The sequence below is a fragment of the Ruegeria sp. CDSC045 genome (assembly GCF_059610725.1).
On sequence record NZ_JBXWOE010000004.1, the window covers coordinates 158,484 to 175,696 of the forward strand.

Sequence of the window (17,213 nt, forward strand, 5' to 3'; positions counted from 1 at the left end):
CGTATGGAAACCGTTTTTCCCCAAGGTCATCGCCAAAAGGCAGTTTAGCCACACGCAGCGACGGAATACCCGATCACACCAAACGGTGCCCGCCGTCGACTACCCCGCAGTATCAGGGAAGCCCCCGAAGATCGGGGGCTTGCCAATTGTCTTTACGCGGGGAACCCACTTTCATCGGTCAAACCAAGAGCCCTTGCTACACCGGCACCATATGCAGGATCTGCCTTGAAACAGTTCGATATGTGGCGGATCTGAATTTCTCTTTGTGCAGCCCAGATTGCGCGGGCAGTGTTTTCGAACAGTACTTCTTGCTGCTCTGGCGTCATCAGGCGGAACAACTCACCGGGCTGCGAGAAGTAGTCATCATCCTCGCGGTGGTTCCAATGATCCGCAGCACCTTCGATGGACAAAGGTGGTTCAGAGAAATCCGGTTGCTCGGACCATTCGCCATGCATGTTGGGCTCATAACCAATCCGAGATCCGGCATTGCCGTCGACCCTCATCGCGCCATCACGATGGTAGGAATGATACGGGCAACGAGGCGCATTCACAGGGATCTGGGAATGGTTGACACCCAACCGATACCGCTGAGTGTCACCATAAGAAAACAAACGTCCTTGCAACATCTTGTCCGGCGAAAAGCTGATACCAGGCACGATTGTAGAGGGGGCGAAGGCTGCTTGTTCAACCTCGGCAAAGTAGTTCTCAGGGTTCCGGTTCAATTCCAGCTCGCCAACCTCAATCAGCGGAAAATCCCCATGTGGCCAAACCTTGGTCAGATCAAACGGGTTGAGGTGATATGTACCCGCATCCTTCTCTGGCATGACTTGGACATAAAGCGTCCATTTAGGAAAATCACCGTTTTCAATGGCGTCAAAAAGATCTCGCTGATGGCTTTCACGGTCACCGGAGATGATCTGTGCTGCTTCCTCGTCGGTGAGGTTTTTTATCCCCTGTTGCGTTTTGAAATGGAATTTGACCCAGAACCGCTCGTTGTCCGAGTTGATAAAGCTGAACGTGTGGCTGCCAAAGCCGTGCATGTGTCTGTAGGTGGCCGGAATCCCCCGGTCAGACATAACAATCGTCACCTGAAGCAAGGCTTCGGGAAGGCTGGTCCAGAAATCCCAATTGCTATCCGCACTGCGCATGTTCGTCCGCGGATCGCGTTTGACGGCATGGTTGAGATCGGGAAATTTCAGCGGATCGCGAAGGAAGAACACAGGGGTGTTGTTGCCCACAAGATCCCAGTTGCCCTCTTCCGTATAAAACTTGATAGCGAAGCCGCGGATATCCCGTTCTGCATCCGCTGCGCCGCGTTCCCCTGCAACGGTCGAGAACCGCAGGAAGAGATCCGTCTTCTTGCCAACATCAGAGAACATTTTGGCACGCGTATACTGGGTGATGTCATGGGTCACTTTGAATGTACCGTAAGCGCCAGACCCTTTGGCATGCATCCGACGTTCGGGGATCACCTCGCGATCAAAGTGGGCCATCTTCTCGAGAAACCAAACATCTTGAAGCAGCGCAGGTCCACGCGGCCCCGCCGTCAGTGTGTGTTGGTTGTCAGGCACTGGCGCGCCAAATGCGGTGGTCAGCTTCGATTTACTGGTCATGTCAATCTCCTGAGTTGGTATTGGCAGGACAAAACCGAAAACAGCCAAATTACTCCAACTTATATAAATTATCCGATCGATAATCAGAGGTGATGCATGGTTAGAAGAACCTCAGTCGCCGGCCTTTCACTCAGAGATCTTGAGTACATTCAAAGCATTGCCGAAGAAGGCCATTTTGGCCGGGCGGCTGATATCTGTGGGGTTTCACAACCTGCAATCAGCCAACAGGTATCCAAGCTGGAGGCGCGCCTTGGCTTTTCGATATTCGAACGCCACGGACGGCATATTTCGTTGACGCAAAATGGACAGATAGTTCTGCAAAAAGCAGAAATCCTTCTGACAGAAGCCCGTGAACTGCTGGAATTGTCGCTGAGCCTAAGTGACAATCTGGAGGGAGAGTTAAAATTTGGTGTACTTCCAACACTTGGGCCTTACTTGCTGCCGCTTATCCTCAAGTCTCTCAAAAATGCGTACCCCAATCTCCAGTTGTCATTGTTCGAAGAACCCACTCACGTTCTTGAAGAGATGCTCGTCAGGAGGACGCTGGACGCTGCACTGATTGCGACGGCCCCGAAACAGCCTGTACTGAGAGCGCTTCCGTTGTTTCACGAACCATTTGTTTTTGCCTGCCCCAAGGATCTGGACTTCAGACCCAATGAGAAAGTTCGCTGGTCCAAGGTTCTGTCCTCTCAGCTCGTTCTGCTTTCTCAAGAGCACTGCCTAAGGGATCAGACCGTAGCATTTTGCGATCGGATTGACCGACCTAGACAGAGGGTGGCGAGCAGCCTTGAAATGCTCCGGCAAATGGTCGCACTCGGAGAGGGTTGTGCGCTGTTTCCGGCATTGTCTGTGAGTGGCCCTGATCGTTTCGGCGGCTTGGCAACGACACATCCCATTGCTGATGGGATCTTTGGCCGTTCTATCAGACTGGCATGGCGCGACAGCGACCCGCGCGCAGGGTCGCTTGAACACTTCGGGACTTTCATTCAGACGCTTATGGCCGCTCCGGATATGACGCGATATTTGAACGGAAATGCCTAGAGCGAGACCAGCCAAGGTTGGGATAGGCTTTGCTGATGACGTGGGTGCCTCCTCCTGACGACATCGCAATGTGCTAATGTGATGTTTGTTTAAGCCATCAACAAAGCCACCCAAAGATCAAATTCGGCTGATGCCCTACATTGAGCCGCCTTCTGACGTCGAACGTTCATCACATTTCTAGTCCAACTGTGACGGTTGGGTCTGGTTCATTCAATTCTGACCCAAACATCAAGCATTTCTAACCCAGAACGAACAACGACACCTCATCGACGCTGCGATAAATGTCTCAAATGAGCCCATCCTGTCCCTTGCGCTTTCTCACAGCCAACTTGCAGTGGGAGAAATAGTCATTCATGCGGCGAGCAGCTATACTGGCACTGGTTTTTCATAAGCACCCGGACTTTCCTGCCTTTCGGTTGGAAGGCAAAAAGTGTGCTCGACCACGGTTTTCCGTTGGAGCTCTTAAGGTGAAAATTCTGTGATCTAATAACCCAATAATTGGGTGAGTTTTTTCCGATCAACTTTGGACCTGTGCCGTTTGTCCATAGGCATTTTTTTCACATGGGTCACATTGGCAACACCGAATTCCTGCGCCAGGCTATTCCAGTTTGAAAGCTGATCCGCGTCGCCTTCAATGCATAAAATCGGACGCCCATCGAAGCTCATGAGCGCGCTGTTCGTCACGCTCGGCCATTGCCGGGCAGCTACTTCGATTGCAAAAGGAAAGGTTTGACCAGCCGGGGTTGTCACATCGCTCCCCAGTCTGCCCCACAGCCACAATCGCCCCTGATCATCTAACCGACCCGCGTCGCCGGTTCGATGCCAAATCGTAGTACCGTCTTTGATTTTGTTTTCCTTGGAGTGTGCGAGATCAAGATAGCCATCATTTACATGATCGCCCGCCACCTGAACTTCATCGTCCTGAATTCGGAGTTTGATTTTCGAAACCGGATGCCCAACAAGAAGCCCCTTGCCCGCCACCATTTCAAGTTGATCAACTTCGGTGATTTCCCGCGCATCAAGATGCGCAATCGGTTCAGCTTCGGTTGACCCATAGACACAGACCACGTCCAGACCGGAATTGGCGAGAAGCCTTTCAATCAGGTCAGGGAATACCGGACCGCCGCCGGTGAAGACTGTGTGCAGCCGGCCCGTATCTTTACGCTGTGCAAGTTTTTCGCACAACGACGGAGGGATCAAAAGACGGGTCACTTGCTGCTTCGATATCCAGCCCGCAAACTGTTCGGAGGATAGTCGATCCAGATTGCTCATTCTCCAATTCGGCAGAACTGTCGTGCGCCCAGCCGCCAGGTTGATCAGGGTAAACACCGGAAACGCTACCAGATCCCGTTCAACTGCATCACTGTCCAGAAGCGGCGCAATGGCATCATGTTGTGCCATCAGAAACGCGTGGCTGCGGGGGATGGCCTTGGCCTGACCTGTAGTGCCGGATGTAAAGGAAATGAGCGCCGTGTCACCGTCTTGAACGGGCGCGACGCTCAGATCACCCCGGGCGGTACCTGGTAGCAAAAGGCGCAGCCTGAAGAGTTCCGGCACAACAAACCTGAGCAACGCAAAATAACCCGACGCGCAAAAAGCCTTGGGTCGGGTCGTTCTCGCTGCATGACGCAGCCCCGCGAGTCCCATCGTGGGTTCAGGCAAAACCACCGTTGCGCCCAACGACCACAAGGCCGCAAGACTAGCGTAGAGATTAGCGTTGACCGGCATCGCCAGAAGAACGCGGTCGCCACGCCCAATCCCCTTACGTCTCCACTTCCTAGCCATTTGCTGCGCGCGTATCTGCACATCACGAAAGGTGACCTCGCGACCGCTGCCTTCAACAATGGCCGTCCGGTCCGGGTGTCTATCAACCGCTACGGCAAATTGGTCCAACAAGTTAGTCATCCAGGCGCAGTCCTAACAGGTTGTACCGTCGAAATACGGTGGCTCCTTCAACAACACTGCGATCCGCTGATTGGTTGTCATCATGGATCAGCGCGTGGATAGCGGAATCAAAGCCTAGCTTCAGAGCAGACTTGTGGAAATGACTGGCCAAATGGCGACCCGCACCACGCTCAAGGCTTGCATAAGTTTTCAGGATCGCGGCTGTTGGGTTTGGGCCTTCAGCATAGTTCGGAATACCAAACAGAAAGCCCGCTAATGAGCTGTCCGGACGGCGGGCAAAAAAGATAAGCTCGCGCTTCAACATCGGAACAACAGGCATATACATTGCAAGAAAATCGCGCTCAGAAATAGGTTTATAAAAAGCGTTTCGGGAAAAAGCCTCGACAGATAGTTGATACACCTGCCGGAACAACTCCTCAGGGTTGGTTCCGTCCCAGGGTTCTACGTCGAACCCATCAACTGCAGCTAGAGACGAATTGGCCGTTTGCGCCAATGATACTCGCGCCGAGAAATACTTGCTGATGGCGGCAAATCCTGCCGCCCTAAACACATCGGGCTCATGTGATTTGTGCGTCGGCTCCATTAAAAAGGGTGCTGATCCATCACTGTCCGATACAAACCGATAGCTGTGCCATGTATCACCGGACATAGGTCCAATTATCCGATCAACCCCGGCGTACCGGACCCGTCCAATAGCCGTTTGCAGTACCTCCAGACCGGCCTCTGGGGTCTCGCACGAGAAGTCGCCTATTGTTGCAGCTGGGGCACCATCCCAATCAGGGCCCTGCAGATAAACAGATAGTTTGGCGCCTTTGGTCTGAATGTTTTCTTTCGTCATGATACAACTCCAGCAACAATCCCGCCGTCAATAGACCCTGCTATGGACCAGATGTAATAGGCAAGCGGAGGTAACAGCGCCAAAAGCGTGAGCCTCGAAACGCGGTTCTTTTGGAGCAAATGCGGAAGCACCAAGGGCACAATCGCCATAAATGCGAGTGATACAAGTGAGAGCGCGGTCAAAGGCTCGGCCCAGTTTGATTGGTCAGAATTCAGGGAAACCGCCCAGGTACGGATTAGAAACAGGACAGCGGCAGCAAGCGGTATCGCAATAGGAATGGCACGCAGCGCCACAGCTGTGAGCCCCATGGCCAACCCCATTGCACTCAGTCCAAAAAAGGATATTGCATCCCATCCCGTTGCATTTCCCGCTGCAAGCCAGCCGAACCCTATTAGCCCCAAGGCGGCTACGATATCCAAATCGGGGAACTTACTGTCGCAAGGAGAAGCAGTACGCGCCCAGCCGTGTGCCGCGAGAACCATGATCGGCAGTACTGTGTTCTGCAGTTTCGCGGTCGCCAGCAGCAGAAAAACCGCAACAACATACACACGGGTCGTATGTTTGGTCAGGCCCAGCTTGGTTCCCACCACCCCAAAACTGGCAAGTGCGGCAAAGAACAAAATGGCCAACAACGCCAGCTCTGCCAAGGAGCTGTAGTAGTGAACTTTCAAAAAAATCAGCAAGCCAAGCGGCAGGAACAAGTTGTCAAACCCCCGCCAGCTTTGTGCCTCGACCAATGTGCCAAAGGCCGCAACCATAAGGCACAGCATTATGATGTTGGACGGTGGGAGTTTCGACGAAAACAAGAAGCAGATGATCGCAACCAATAGAGTTACGACAAAAAACACCACTGACCCTTCTAGGCTTTTTTCGCCATCTTCGACCACATAGCGTTTGGTCCCGTACGTGGTCCCGGCAAGCGCGGCTGCGGCATCAGCCAGTGTTAAAACGGCGATCGGAAGCACGTAATACAGGGTGTTTTCCCCGGCCAGCAACAAGCAAAGCCCAACGGATAGCGCCAACAGGAAATCGCCGTATGACGTGCGCTCGACGCTGTGTAGGGTTGCGCCCAGACCTTGTGAGAACCGGGGCAGGCGCAAGATCAGCATGACGATCAGCGTTACCCCGATTAGCATGTATATTGGCCAGCGTTCCGGAAAAATCCACGGCAGAACCAGTGTAAAGAGTCCGGTTCCAACATGCATCAGTTTACGTTGCACTTCTGCGCTCAAGCCGACCTTTTGCGCCAGCCATCGGACAACGGCCATCAATCCCAACAGGACCGCAACAGACGCCAAGGCCAGTAAAATCTGGGCCTGGATGCTCACGAAAGCACCTCTTCCACGACGAAATCCGAGTAGAAAAACGCCATGTCGCGTGACTTCAGTCGATCCTCAGTCGTGCGATGTGTTTCAACTACGCTCCTGTATCGCGCAGGCACGCGGCGCGGTGCCATCATGTTCCAATACACGAGACGTGCCTTGGGCGCGGCAGCTGACAGGATCGAGCCATAGACTTGCTCGAATACATCGGGCGACATGTATTCGAAAATGTCAGACAGGTTGAACCCGTCGGCTTTTTCACCGGTCGAGACAAAAGCCTCTAATGATCCCGGACGGATATCGAGACGATCCAGGCGGGTGCGGATCGTATCAAAATGCTCGGGCCGCCATGCCATCGGCAACGCGTCTCCATGCGTGCCTTTCAGAATCCAGTGCAAATAGGGATTCTGTGACGGGTCGGTATCAACGCCCGCGTGGCGAATGCGACGAGCCACATGCTGGGCGGGGCTGCCCTCTACGTGATCGAAAAACGCCTTATCGCGGCCCATGCGCCCCATCACAAAACGGGAAAAGAACACATTCAACAACAGCCGCCATCTGAAGGTGTCAAAGCGCGTATCGAAAAAAACCTCGCGCGCCTCAGGTGACCGGGGCGTAAAAACGTCATCAATCGTACGTCGTGAATGCACAAACGGCAAAAGCCGGGTGCGGAAGATGCGAAAATACCGCTCGAACTTGCCAACCCCGCCTGCCCCGTAACGTTCCACGTCAGGGACAAAACCACTCCAGAAGGTTCGGGTTTCAGGGTCGGTATCCTGCAAAGCTCGCTCCAGCAGGGCTGCTCTCCTCTTGCTGGGCTGCGATCCCGTCAGCTCCAGAAACTCGGGATGTGTCAGGGTCTGGAAAGCGCCAATTCGTAGCTTTAGGCAGGCGATTTGTGCTGGCGACAAATCGACAACCACAACTTTCGCTGGATCGAGTATCAACATAGCCAGCGCATTATCCCCGGCCGAGCAGATGGATACCAGCGTTCCCCCCGCACAATCGCCCAGCGCGTCGGTCAAAACGTCTGCATCTTCCCACAGCTGTGCATAGCGGATGTGATCAAAATCAGCCTTGCCTTCGATTTCACTATGCCCCATCGCACCGTTCCACCTTGCCACTAGCCCCGTCGACCGACAGGGTTTCGCCATCCTTGATCCAATGAGTGGCCCCTTTCAGACCGACCACACATGGGATTCCCAACTCTCGCGCCACTATTGCGGAATGCGACAAAAGTGACCCCCGTTCCACAACAATGGCCGAGGCGTTCGAAAATACTGCGATCCAGCCCGGATCGGTGTGACGCGCCACGAGGATGTCACCAGGTTGCAGCGCCTCAGTCCGCGGGTCACGGATCACACGGGCCTTTGCGATAACTTGTCCAGCTGAACAGCCGGTACCGGATTTTATCCGCTCCGGATCACTGTCTACCTCTTCAATTTCCGCCCAAATCGGAGCAATGGCGGGACCTCGAATTTCTATACGTTCTGGCGGATCCGGACGCTGGGACGCAGCGGATTCTTCGCGCTGACGCTGCGCGACTATGGTTTTCAGATCAGGCGATAGGCTGAACCCTTCGACGGCTCCCAAGACCTCATACGTCGTCAGATGAAATACGTCGCGGGGTTCTGCAAGCAGCCCCCTTGCCGAAAACTCTCGACCAATTCCCAGAAAAACACGTCTGGCATGGCCAAAAATACGGGTGCGTTCAAAGCGCAGGTTTTCACGGTCACGTACGCGGCCCTTGGCCCAGCCTACGAACCATTTGGATAGGTAGCGTTTCAGCGGATTGCCGGGAAACAGGGTTTTCCAATCCGGCTCGGTGCCGATGTGTCGCTTACCCTCAGGACGGGCGGCACTGGCTGCGACGGCCATCAACAGGCTGGTGGGATCATCGCGCAGCGGAATGCTCTCCAGCTTCAACTCCTCAGTGCATCGATCCCCGAATTTATCGAGATAAGATCTAACCTCGGCTTCGATCTCAGGGTAAGGAGCAAGGGTTTCCAACCGGCATTCCGCGCCTAGCTGATCAGCAATCCCGACCTCGCGGACCAAGCCGGCCATGCGGGCAATACGCTGCGCCGGTTCGGCTGAGACGATATCACCCTGACCAATCATGACGTCGTTATGCAGCAACAGCCCGTCTTCACCCAACCACTTGAGCAGCAAGTTGCGCGATGCCCCAAACGCGATCATGCAAAGGAAATCATTGATAAGCGGCGCATCCCAGCGATCTAGAAGAGTGCTTTCGATCTGACGATACTCGGCGGCCAGTTCGGTCGCATTCGCAGCTTCTATGTCCAGACCACGGTCCAGAACATCGTTCAGCCTGACATAGAATTTACGCCGCGTGCGCGGCAAACGCACGGCCTGCCAGATCAGACTGCCCGCTACCGTCGCTAGTTTGGCGTATTCCAGTATCTTGCGCACACCTCTGGCAGGAGCAGGTCCAATGCTATCTGTGATCTCGCGGGGCATGGGTTCGGACACACCCATCATCGTTTCCATGTAATCGCGATTCAGCGAGAACCCCGGCAGCAACGCCAGCGCCCGATACCAGTTGACCAGATTGTAGTAGACACGCCCATCAATACGCCCAAGAAAATTGTCGAATATGGCTGAGTTCTGCGCGACGGTTTTATTCGAAACGCCCAGAAGCCGCACAAAAGCGCGATAAACCCGTGAGTAGACGTGCAGTGCAAAAGAATAGGTCAGTGGACTGACCATGCCCGGATAGCTTTCGACGATGTTCGAATTGTCAAAAATGGTAAGTACATCATCCGGCACCGCCACTGGTCGCAGCTCGGTCGTAATCGGCCGAGCCTGAAGAATGTGCAGCCCATCCGCATCGAACGCCCATTCAATGTCTTGCGGAACGCCAAAAGCCTCTTCCGCTTTGCGCGCCAGCATCGCGACCTGCAGCACCTGATCCGGTGTCAAAACCTGAGGCGTGGTTTGCGCGCACTCGGGCTGTTTGGCTTGATCAATAATCCAATCCTCACCATCAACCTCACCTGCTACCAGCGCATCGCCTAAACCTTTGATGGCAGACACGACAACGGTGTTTCGCTGCCCTGTCACTGGATCGGCCGAAAAAGCAACACCCGCGGTCGTCGCCTCAATCATGCGCTGTACGATTATCGCGGGCGCTTCTGCCTCGCCCCCGGATTTGACCGAGCGATAGGTGGCGATTGTATCCGCAAACCCCGATTGCCAAACCTGTTTTGCCGCCTGTATGACCTTGCTACCGGTGACATTCAAAACCGTATCAAACTGACCTGCATGGCTGTGTTCGACACCATCTTCGGCCCGACCGGAACTACGCACTGCATAATACCCCGGACCCAACGCATCCAGTGCAGCGCCAAGCGCCTTACTCAACCCACGTGCTGCGACAGGCCCTGTCTTACCTGCACGGAATGCGGCATCGGTGATAACAAAAAACGCAGGTGGATTGAATCCGCGACGAGCGAGGTTTGATAGCGCAGCGGCTTTTCCTCCGACCACTGTTGGGTCAGTCGCATCGGATTGATTGATGATAAGGGTCATCTAAAGCCTCCGATCAGGAACGGCAGAAAGCCCGCAGTGGCATAGCAGAAAAATACCCATAGTCCCGCGATTGCGTCCATCCTGTCCTGTGCCTTGGGTGTTGGAGCTTTCACATAGCTGCGTGCCGCAAGACCACAAGGCACGAAAGCAGCGGCCCCGACCAATACGGTTAACCAACCAGCTCCAGACGCAAACCCCGTGCCAACCAGAAACACGAATGACAGCACAACGCAGCACAGCCAAATGATAGCGGCGCGGCGATACCCCCAAAGACCGGAATAGGTGTCCACCCCGTCAATTTCGTTTTCGGGCGACCATAGCTTGCGACCGATCTCAAGAACGCAGCCATTCACGAAAGACAACGCCAGAAATAACCACAGCTTTGATGCGGCCCTTCCGGCCGGAAGCCATTCGATGCTGGTCAGCAGCAAGTCAATCAGCGGCATGATCGCCATATGACTGACGAGATAAAGAACTGGGCGCGCCTTTAACCAGGTTGGCACCCCGAACTCGGCCGTCATTGCCGCCAGCCATACCCAAACCAAAAAAAGGCACCACAGAACCGGGAGGTACCAAAACCATGCAGCGGCGGCGGCCATGGGTAGAGTCAGCAAGCCAAGGACAAGCACCTCAGCCGGGGACACCAGCCCTCGGGGTATCGGTCGCTCGGGCCGGTAGCGGCGGTCGTCCTCGGCATCCTTGAATTCGTCGCAAACGCGCATCTGGAAAAACAGCGCCATCGCCAGTACGAACCCCACCACAAAGGCAGACCACTCGGGCAATGGTCGATCAGCAAGCCGGGCCGATACACAGATACTTGCTGCTGAAAACACCAGCAAAAGCGGAACAGTTTTCTTCAGTGGGAAGCGTTCGGATTGATATATCCACAGTCGAGCCAGCAAAGTCATCTTTGGCGGGCCAAACTTTCATGGGCTCGCGTGAAATGCCCCGCAGCGATTGCAGCGACAATCGATATTTCTCCGCACAGGCATATGGCGGCAGCCACTTCGGCCAGCGCCGTGCCGTGGCCGGCGCCTTTCAATCCCAGAATGTTCAGTGCCGCAGTCTGGCTGGGCAAACCGGTACCACCGCCCACGGAGCCGACAAGGATGTTCGGGAGCGTCACCGAGCAGAAAAGATCATCCCCTCTGGGCTCCATCCGCGTCACCCCCATCGCGCTTTCAGCGACACAGGCCGCGTCCTGCCCAGTTGCTATGTAAAAGGCCGCAAGCCCATTGGCATAATGGGCCTGAGCTCCAAGCTGACCCGACAGATGTGACCCAAGATTGGCGACCCGACCATAAGCCAGCATGGCATCCACGGTGGTGCCAAGCGTCTTTTCCACGACGTCCGCAGGCAAGGTTACCGACGCGCTAACCTTTCGGCCACGACCCGTTACCAATCCAAGCGCCGAGGCTTTTTTGTCGCCTGAAAAATTTCCCTCAATATACCAGTTCTCAATTGGAACTGGACAGTCTTTGGTGATGGTGCAGCACAGCGCATCGGTTGCAATGGTTACCATGTTCTGACCGGCCGCATCACCTGTGGTGTAGCGGCAAATCAGAAAGACGATATTTGTGTCTATGAAAGGCTCCAGCGAGACAAGTTTACCATGCCCGGTTGTGGCATCAGCCGCCGCCTGGAGTTCATCGACATTGCTGACCACCCAATCCACGAACTGACCGGCCTGCAAAAGGCTTTCGAACACAAAGGCCGGCGTGCGCAAAACACCTTCATACAAAACAGCCGTGCTGACCCCACCAGACCGACCAGCTGCAAAGGCCCCCCGCGCATAAGAGGCAACAAGCGCGGCCTCAGTCGTCGCCAGCGGCACATAAAAATCCCCGTTGGCGTTCATACCGTTCAAGCGCAAAGGCCCAACGATGCCAACTGGCACTTTCACAGTTCCAATGAAGTTTTCAATATTGGCGCTGTAGGTTTCAGATGCCTCGACTGTTGCAGGATCCGCAATCAATGCCTGATCTGCGTCGCTTGCCTTGGGCTTTAGATGATCCCAGAACCGCGCAACAGTCTTACGGTCAGCCTTGCGAGAGGGGCGTAAAGGCGAAAACACTTCGTCGCTTGGGGCCATCTGCTGTGGCGTGCGTTCAACATCATATCGCATTTTGATGCGCCGCAGCATCTCCCGCACATGAAATGGAATGATCAAATGGCAGCTCCAATAAACGCTGTGCAAACGGCTGCAGATTGAATTCTGCGCCGGCTGCACCCTAACAAGAAAGTATGCGATTTCCAGCGAATACATCCAGTTGGAGATTGTGAGTGATCCTACCTTTTTGAGTTGCTCGGCCCCAGACACAGGCCCGGCATTTGCTTATCGGTCTTTGGTGACGGGGATATTGACAGGTTGTGTCACGCTCATGATCACGCCCTCACTAGACAGGATGTCTGGTTGACGCGGGCGTCGCGATACCCTTGACCGTGGGCTTCGACGCCGCTCGCCAATAGCCGTAGCCCATGATCCCGGCACCGGCGAATGCGTTGCCCAAGGTGACATACGTCAAATTGTGGGCGGCTCCAGCCAGAGTGATGCTGTCGGGATGATCTGAGAGCAGCGCCAGTGAAAACACAGTCATGTTCGCAACACTGTGTTCAAACCCGGCGGCGATAAATGCATACAGGCACCAGAAGATGACGATGCATTTGGTAACATCGTCTTTGGCGCGCGCCGAACACCACAAGGCGAGACAAACCAGCCAATTGCACAGGATCGCTTTGGCGAACAGCTCCAACTCGGTGCCGTGCATCTTCTTGGCGGCTACCTTGTAAAGCAAAGCGTCTTCTCCTGCTCCCAGGATAAGCCCGCCACCGCCTACGACGAACAGCAATGCCAACAATATGGCCCCTAACAGATTTCCTACCCAACTGACAAACCAGCACCGCAGCACATCCGACCACGCAGTGCTTTTGGCAAGCAATCCGTGCGTCATGTACATGGTGTGACCGGTGAACAGCTCGGCCCCTGCAAAGACCACAAGGGTCAAGGCGATACCGAAGCTAGCCCCCATGACGATGGGACGGATGGATGGATCCGCGCCCTGCCCCACGGAAAAGATCAGCAGGATGCCCGCCCCAACAAACGCACCCGCCTTCACAGCGAGGATCAGAAAGGCAATTGGATCTGCTCGCAGGTTGACGCTTTTCTTTTGCGCCAGTTCTGCAAACCCAATGACTGTGTCAGCATAGGTCATTTCGTATTACACTCCACAGCTTGCGCAGCTGGTCGCGATCGACCTTTGGCCACTTGGAATTCCAAACAGGATCGGGATAGCCCAGAGACAGCTCAAGCCAGCAGCGAGGTAGAGAAAGGCCATGCCCAGATCCTTCTGAGCCGAGACCAAGTAAGAGTTGCAGATCCTGACAGGTGCATGCGTGTACAGAAATCCCAGCACGCCCAGCATCGACAACGCGTTAGCCTTCAGAAACCCCCTCAGGACCGGGTCCAGCCTGGGCCAGGACACCCTTAGAGGAACGCCCAACAACAGTGGCAAGCTTAGGTATTTGGCAATTTCGCCAGTCGATGTCAGCGCCCAATCGACATTTCGCGGAAGCATCCAGAACAGAAAGACGGTTAAGGCGACAAGCAGCAATGGAACCGCCCATTCTTGCCGAACCTGCCTGCTCCAGGCCAACAAAACCCCGGCCAAAACCAGCAATGGCATCTGAACCAAGACATGCTGGATCGGGCTTTCAATCACCGCATAACGAAGTGCGACAGCTTCAGCAGCCGCAAGTAATGCAAGGCCAAGCAACTTCATGAGCTGTGCTCCTCCAAATGGGTTAGAACAGCGTCGATCGCATCGGTATCAAAGACCGCCGAAAAGCGGCCGTCTCTGTTAATCACATGGATTGCGGCATTGTGCTGAAACCCACCCCATTTATCCGGGATGACGGTCACGTCAAACAGCTTCAACAATGCCGGCAACTCTTCCGGCCTCGGCCGCGCGACGGTCCACATTTTGCCGTCCGCCTCATGGGCCTCTCCATAAACTGCCATCTGCTCTGGTGTATCCCGCTCAGGATCGAAGCTGACCGAGATCATCCGGACGGGCATTTCACGCAGCTCCAGTTGATCCCGGATCTCGGCAAAATCCGCTGCAGCAATCTGACAGATGTCGCCACAGACAGTGTAGATGAACTCGACCAGAACCACCTCTTTCCCTTGCGGTGACAGCGGCAGCAACTGACCTGACATATCTTCCAGTTGCAGGGCTGGAACTGGACGTGGAGCGCGTTCCACATCCAGTCTCCGCGCGGCTTCGCTAGTGAATGCCTGCACTCCGTCAGTGGCATGCCAGAGTGTTCCCAAGCCTATGCTTGCGACAAGAACCGAGGGAAGAGCGCGGACCATCATCAGCCGTTGCTCCGCCCAAGACGCAGCACAAAGCGCAGAACAAAGAGCAACGTTCCCAACACAACAAGCCCGCTGAACAAAGTGCCAATGCGGTCATGGGTCAGCCATTCTTCGTAGTGCACCGCCCAACGGCGGGGAATCGAAGCCGCGCCAGAGAACAGAAACACTGTCACAAACCCAGCAGCACCCGCGAGGTAGGTCACAAAGGCGGCACGGTCCAGCCCGCTCATCTGGGCGATGGTTTTGCCACGGACCAACCAGGCCATGAAACCAAAAGCCATCGCCACTTCACCCAGCAATAGATAGGTGTGGAAATGCCCGGGGACCCACATAGTGTTGTGCATCACCTTGTTCACGCTGATCATTCCATCGATCGACGCGGGGATTGAGCCAACCGCCCAGCCTGCCACGGACAGAACCAGCAGCGAGGACGTCAGATCCCAGGTCATTTTTGAGCCGCGCACGTAGAGGAATGTGGAAAACGCCGTGACCGCGATAAGGGGAATGCCGCTGAAGTACGAAACCAGTTGCCCGATCACCAGCATCCAGGGTGGCATGACAACATCTTGCAGCAGATGGTGCCAGTAAACAGCCATCACGAATATCAGTACGGCATTCCAGGCTATCGCAAACAGTCGGTTCGATTTCCAAGGCTTGCCGGTGTATTCCGGCAGGATTTCATAAACCGCAGTCACTGCCATATAGATCGAGGCATTGATGAAAACGTGGCCAAAGAAATAGATCAGGTTCTTGGCCAGCAGCGCATTTACTTCAAATCCTGGGACCAGCAGGTGGACAAAGCTCGCCACCAATACGGCAGCACCAAGGATGATCCCGATCGAATTGAAAATAGTCACCGCCGCCGCCGCGACGATGGTTGGCGGCGGAGGATTTTTGTCCTCGCGCCCAAGGATCAAGTTCCAGCCCAGTGCCCGGACAAGGCTACCATAGCGTGCATGAATCTGACGACCGAGTTCCAGATAATACAGCAGAAAGCCAACGCCGATCGAAACATATCCAAGCATGAACGCAGCAGCCGCACCCGCTTCCCACGCTCCGCCGGACATCGCGGGCAACGGAAACAGGAATGTCCATGCGCCGCCATATCCGCCGATGAAGATCGAGCCTAGGATCAGGACAACACCCAACAGGAACAGGGCAAGGAAAGCCCAGAAAATTGCAGCTGTCAGGACAATGTGACGTCCGCAAAAATACCACATGATCGCGGCGCCAGACAGCGCCGCTGTACCGACCATTCCGGCACCATGGGCCGTCAGGAGCTGATAGAACAATGCAGGATCCACTTCGATCCATTGACCCTGCGCGGCGCGCATGATCAGGCCAAAGACCATCATCAAGGCAAAAACCACGCCTGAAAGGATCATCGTGAGCTTGACCGCTCCGGTTTGAGGTTCAGCGGCGATTGATTTCCCCGCAAAAGGTTCAGATGCAGTGCTCATTCAGTCCTCCACCGCGACGACTTCGAATTCGTTGACCATGTCCTGATGCGCCACTCCGCAGAACTCCATGCACAGGATTTGGTAGGAGCCCGGATCATCGAACGTATACGTGACTTCGGTTGTGTAGCCCGGGATCACCTGGACCTGCGTCAGAAGGCGAAGATCTGAGGTGTAAATGCCCAATCCGTGGGTAACGTCTTCGGTCGTGGCGCTAAAATTTATGGGTATTCCAGCGGGGATCTCGACGGTGTCGATATCCCACCACCACTGCCCGCTGGTGATAGAGACGGTCAAGGCGTCGTCTGTGCTGGCTACGGCATGCGGCCACGGTCGCAATGTGCCAACCGCAACAATTACGCCGACAATCGTCATTGCCCAGATCAAGCCCGAACGTTTCGAGTTGGCCTTGGGTCCGGGTTCCGACCCATCCGAAGCCCGCACGGCCAACCAGAAGACAAGTGACAGCACTGCCATCAGGATCAGCGAGATCAATAACACAACGGGCTGCATGAGCCATCTCCTATATTAGGTATTATAAATACCCATTATAAAGGTAAGAAAAAGATGTCAATAAAATAGGCATTTTCAAAGCCTATTTTTTATGGGAAAAATAACTATGCAAATTACCAAGTTCTCCGACTATGCCCTGCGCATCCTGATCCATCTTGCCACCCACGAAGAAGGGTTGATGTCGACGCGTGAGATCGCGGCTATGCAAAACTTGCCCTTTAATCACCTGGCCAAGATCTCGCAGTGGCTTACACACGAGGGCTATGTAGAATCCATGCGTGGGCGCAACGGTGGTATGCGTATGGCCCTACCTCCCAATGCGATATCGATTGGCGGCCTACTACGAAAATCCGAACGCGGCACACCTTTGGTGGAATGCATGAAGGAAGACGGCGGCTGTTGTGTAATGACGCCCGCTTGTGGATTGTTGCCAATTCTGAACGAAGCTCAGGAGGCGTTTTTTGCTGCCTTGGACACCAAGACTTTACAGGACGTATTGGAAGGGAACCGTGGCATGAAAAACCTGATCCGAGCGTTGGAAGTCAGTCATGCGCTGGCATCAAGCGATTAATACGCAAACTGTAGTCCTATAATAAT

The 17,213-nt window shown here is 54.7% G+C and carries 15 protein-coding genes; 2 read left to right on the forward strand and 13 right to left on the reverse strand.

Annotated features, from left to right (window positions below):
• Positions 1-152: 152 nt before the first annotated feature.
• Positions 153-1,613: a catalase gene (locus tag AC2FH6_RS10070; protein WP_496692041.1), complete on the reverse strand. Its 1,461-nt coding sequence runs from the start codon at positions 1,611-1,613 to the stop codon at positions 153-155.
• Positions 1,614-1,709: 96 nt separating this feature from the next.
• Here AC2FH6_RS10070 and AC2FH6_RS10075 point away from each other — a divergent pair, with 96 nt between their 5' ends.
• Entirely contained in the window at positions 1,710-2,654 is a 945-nt protein-coding gene (locus tag AC2FH6_RS10075) for a hydrogen peroxide-inducible genes activator (RefSeq protein ID WP_496692040.1), read from the forward strand.
• Between the two features lie 483 nt (positions 2,655-3,137).
• Here AC2FH6_RS10075 and AC2FH6_RS10080 read toward each other — a convergent pair whose 3' ends face one another.
• From AC2FH6_RS10080 to AC2FH6_RS10135, 12 genes are all read right to left on the reverse strand, one after another.
• The gene (locus tag AC2FH6_RS10080; RefSeq protein ID WP_496702350.1) at positions 3,138-4,559 is read right to left on the reverse strand and encodes an AMP-binding protein; all 1,422 of its coding nucleotides are present in this window, start codon (positions 4,557-4,559) and stop codon (positions 3,138-3,140) included.
• Positions 4,552-5,397, reverse strand: coding sequence for a hypothetical protein (locus AC2FH6_RS10085; protein ID WP_496692038.1), 846 nt, complete (start codon positions 5,395-5,397; stop codon positions 4,552-4,554). Before AC2FH6_RS10085 ends, AC2FH6_RS10080 begins: the two co-directional genes overlap by 8 nt.
• The gene (locus AC2FH6_RS10090) at positions 5,394-6,725 is read right to left on the reverse strand and encodes a hypothetical protein (protein WP_496702352.1); all 1,332 of its coding nucleotides are present in this window, start codon (positions 6,723-6,725) and stop codon (positions 5,394-5,396) included. The genes AC2FH6_RS10085 and AC2FH6_RS10090 overlap by 4 nt, the downstream gene beginning before the upstream one ends.
• On the reverse strand, positions 6,722-7,822 hold the full coding sequence (locus tag AC2FH6_RS10095) for a BtaA family protein (protein WP_496702354.1): 1,101 nt from the start codon (positions 7,820-7,822) through the stop codon (positions 6,722-6,724). The genes AC2FH6_RS10090 and AC2FH6_RS10095 overlap by 4 nt, the downstream gene beginning before the upstream one ends.
• Positions 7,812-10,271: a PEP/pyruvate-binding domain-containing protein gene (locus AC2FH6_RS10100; RefSeq protein ID WP_496702355.1), complete on the reverse strand. Its 2,460-nt coding sequence runs from the start codon at positions 10,269-10,271 to the stop codon at positions 7,812-7,814. The genes AC2FH6_RS10095 and AC2FH6_RS10100 overlap by 11 nt, the downstream gene beginning before the upstream one ends.
• Positions 10,268-11,179 carry a UbiA family prenyltransferase gene (locus AC2FH6_RS10105; RefSeq protein WP_496692034.1) on the reverse strand — a complete coding sequence of 304 codons (912 nt, stop codon included), beginning with the start codon at positions 11,177-11,179 and terminating at the stop codon, positions 10,268-10,270. Before AC2FH6_RS10105 ends, AC2FH6_RS10100 begins: the two co-directional genes overlap by 4 nt.
• Positions 11,176-12,396, reverse strand: coding sequence for a hydroxymethylglutaryl-CoA reductase (locus AC2FH6_RS10110; protein ID WP_496702357.1), 1,221 nt, complete (start codon positions 12,394-12,396; stop codon positions 11,176-11,178). Before AC2FH6_RS10110 ends, AC2FH6_RS10105 begins: the two co-directional genes overlap by 4 nt.
• Positions 12,397-12,667: 271 nt before the next feature.
• Positions 12,668-13,483, reverse strand: a complete 816-nt coding sequence (locus AC2FH6_RS10115; protein ID WP_496702359.1) for a formate/nitrite transporter family protein — start codon at positions 13,481-13,483, stop codon at positions 12,668-12,670.
• A 6-nt stretch (positions 13,484-13,489) separates the two neighbouring features.
• A complete protein-coding gene (locus AC2FH6_RS10120) occupies positions 13,490-14,050 on the reverse strand; it encodes a hypothetical protein (RefSeq protein ID WP_496702361.1) in 561 nt (186 codons plus the stop codon).
• Positions 14,047-14,646 (reverse strand): SCO family protein, encoded by a 600-nt coding sequence (locus AC2FH6_RS10125; protein WP_496702363.1) that lies wholly within the window; start codon positions 14,644-14,646, stop codon positions 14,047-14,049. The genes AC2FH6_RS10120 and AC2FH6_RS10125 overlap by 4 nt, the downstream gene beginning before the upstream one ends.
• Positions 14,646-16,106, reverse strand: a complete 1,461-nt coding sequence (locus AC2FH6_RS10130) for a cbb3-type cytochrome c oxidase subunit I (RefSeq protein ID WP_496692029.1) — start codon at positions 16,104-16,106, stop codon at positions 14,646-14,648. The genes AC2FH6_RS10125 and AC2FH6_RS10130 overlap by 1 nt, the downstream gene beginning before the upstream one ends.
• Positions 16,107-16,616, reverse strand: a complete 510-nt coding sequence (locus AC2FH6_RS10135) for a cupredoxin domain-containing protein (protein ID WP_496702365.1) — start codon at positions 16,614-16,616, stop codon at positions 16,107-16,109. It lies immediately after the preceding gene.
• A 106-nt stretch (positions 16,617-16,722) separates the two neighbouring features.
• On the opposite strand from AC2FH6_RS10135, the gene AC2FH6_RS10140 reads away from it, so the two are divergent.
• Positions 16,723-17,187 (forward strand): RrF2 family transcriptional regulator, encoded by a 465-nt coding sequence (locus tag AC2FH6_RS10140; RefSeq protein ID WP_281973916.1) that lies wholly within the window; start codon positions 16,723-16,725, stop codon positions 17,185-17,187.
• The last annotated feature ends 26 nt before the right edge of the window (positions 17,188-17,213 follow it).

Bases quoted from the DNA above. Each gene is read 5' to 3' on its own strand.
- AC2FH6_RS10070 (WP_496692041.1), bottom strand. From the start codon at position 1,613: ATGACCAGTAAATCGAAGCTGACCACCGCATTTGGCGCGCCAGTGCCT.
- AC2FH6_RS10075 (WP_496692040.1), top strand. From the start codon at position 1,710: ATGGTTAGAAGAACCTCAGTCGCCGGCCTTTCACTCAGAGATCTTGAG.
- AC2FH6_RS10080 (WP_496702350.1), bottom strand. From the start codon at position 4,559: ATGACTAACTTGTTGGACCAATTTGCCGTAGCGGTTGATAGACACCCG.
- AC2FH6_RS10085 (WP_496692038.1), bottom strand. From the start codon at position 5,397: ATGACGAAAGAAAACATTCAGACCAAAGGCGCCAAACTATCTGTTTAT.
- AC2FH6_RS10095 (WP_496702354.1), bottom strand. From the start codon at position 7,822: ATGGGGCATAGTGAAATCGAAGGCAAGGCTGATTTTGATCACATCCGC.
- AC2FH6_RS10100 (WP_496702355.1), bottom strand. From the start codon at position 10,271: ATGACCCTTATCATCAATCAATCCGATGCGACTGACCCAACAGTGGTC.
- AC2FH6_RS10105 (WP_496692034.1), bottom strand. From the start codon at position 11,179: ATGACTTTGCTGGCTCGACTGTGGATATATCAATCCGAACGCTTCCCA.
- AC2FH6_RS10110 (WP_496702357.1), bottom strand. From the start codon at position 12,396: ATGCGATATGATGTTGAACGCACGCCACAGCAGATGGCCCCAAGCGAC.
- AC2FH6_RS10115 (WP_496702359.1), bottom strand. From the start codon at position 13,483: ATGACCTATGCTGACACAGTCATTGGGTTTGCAGAACTGGCGCAAAAG.
- AC2FH6_RS10120 (WP_496702361.1), bottom strand. From the start codon at position 14,050: ATGAAGTTGCTTGGCCTTGCATTACTTGCGGCTGCTGAAGCTGTCGCA.
- AC2FH6_RS10125 (WP_496702363.1), bottom strand. From the start codon at position 14,646: ATGATGGTCCGCGCTCTTCCCTCGGTTCTTGTCGCAAGCATAGGCTTG.
- AC2FH6_RS10130 (WP_496692029.1), bottom strand. From the start codon at position 16,106: ATGAGCACTGCATCTGAACCTTTTGCGGGGAAATCAATCGCCGCTGAA.
- AC2FH6_RS10135 (WP_496702365.1), bottom strand. From the start codon at position 16,616: ATGCAGCCCGTTGTGTTATTGATCTCGCTGATCCTGATGGCAGTGCTG.
- AC2FH6_RS10140 (WP_281973916.1), top strand. From the start codon at position 16,723: ATGCAAATTACCAAGTTCTCCGACTATGCCCTGCGCATCCTGATCCAT.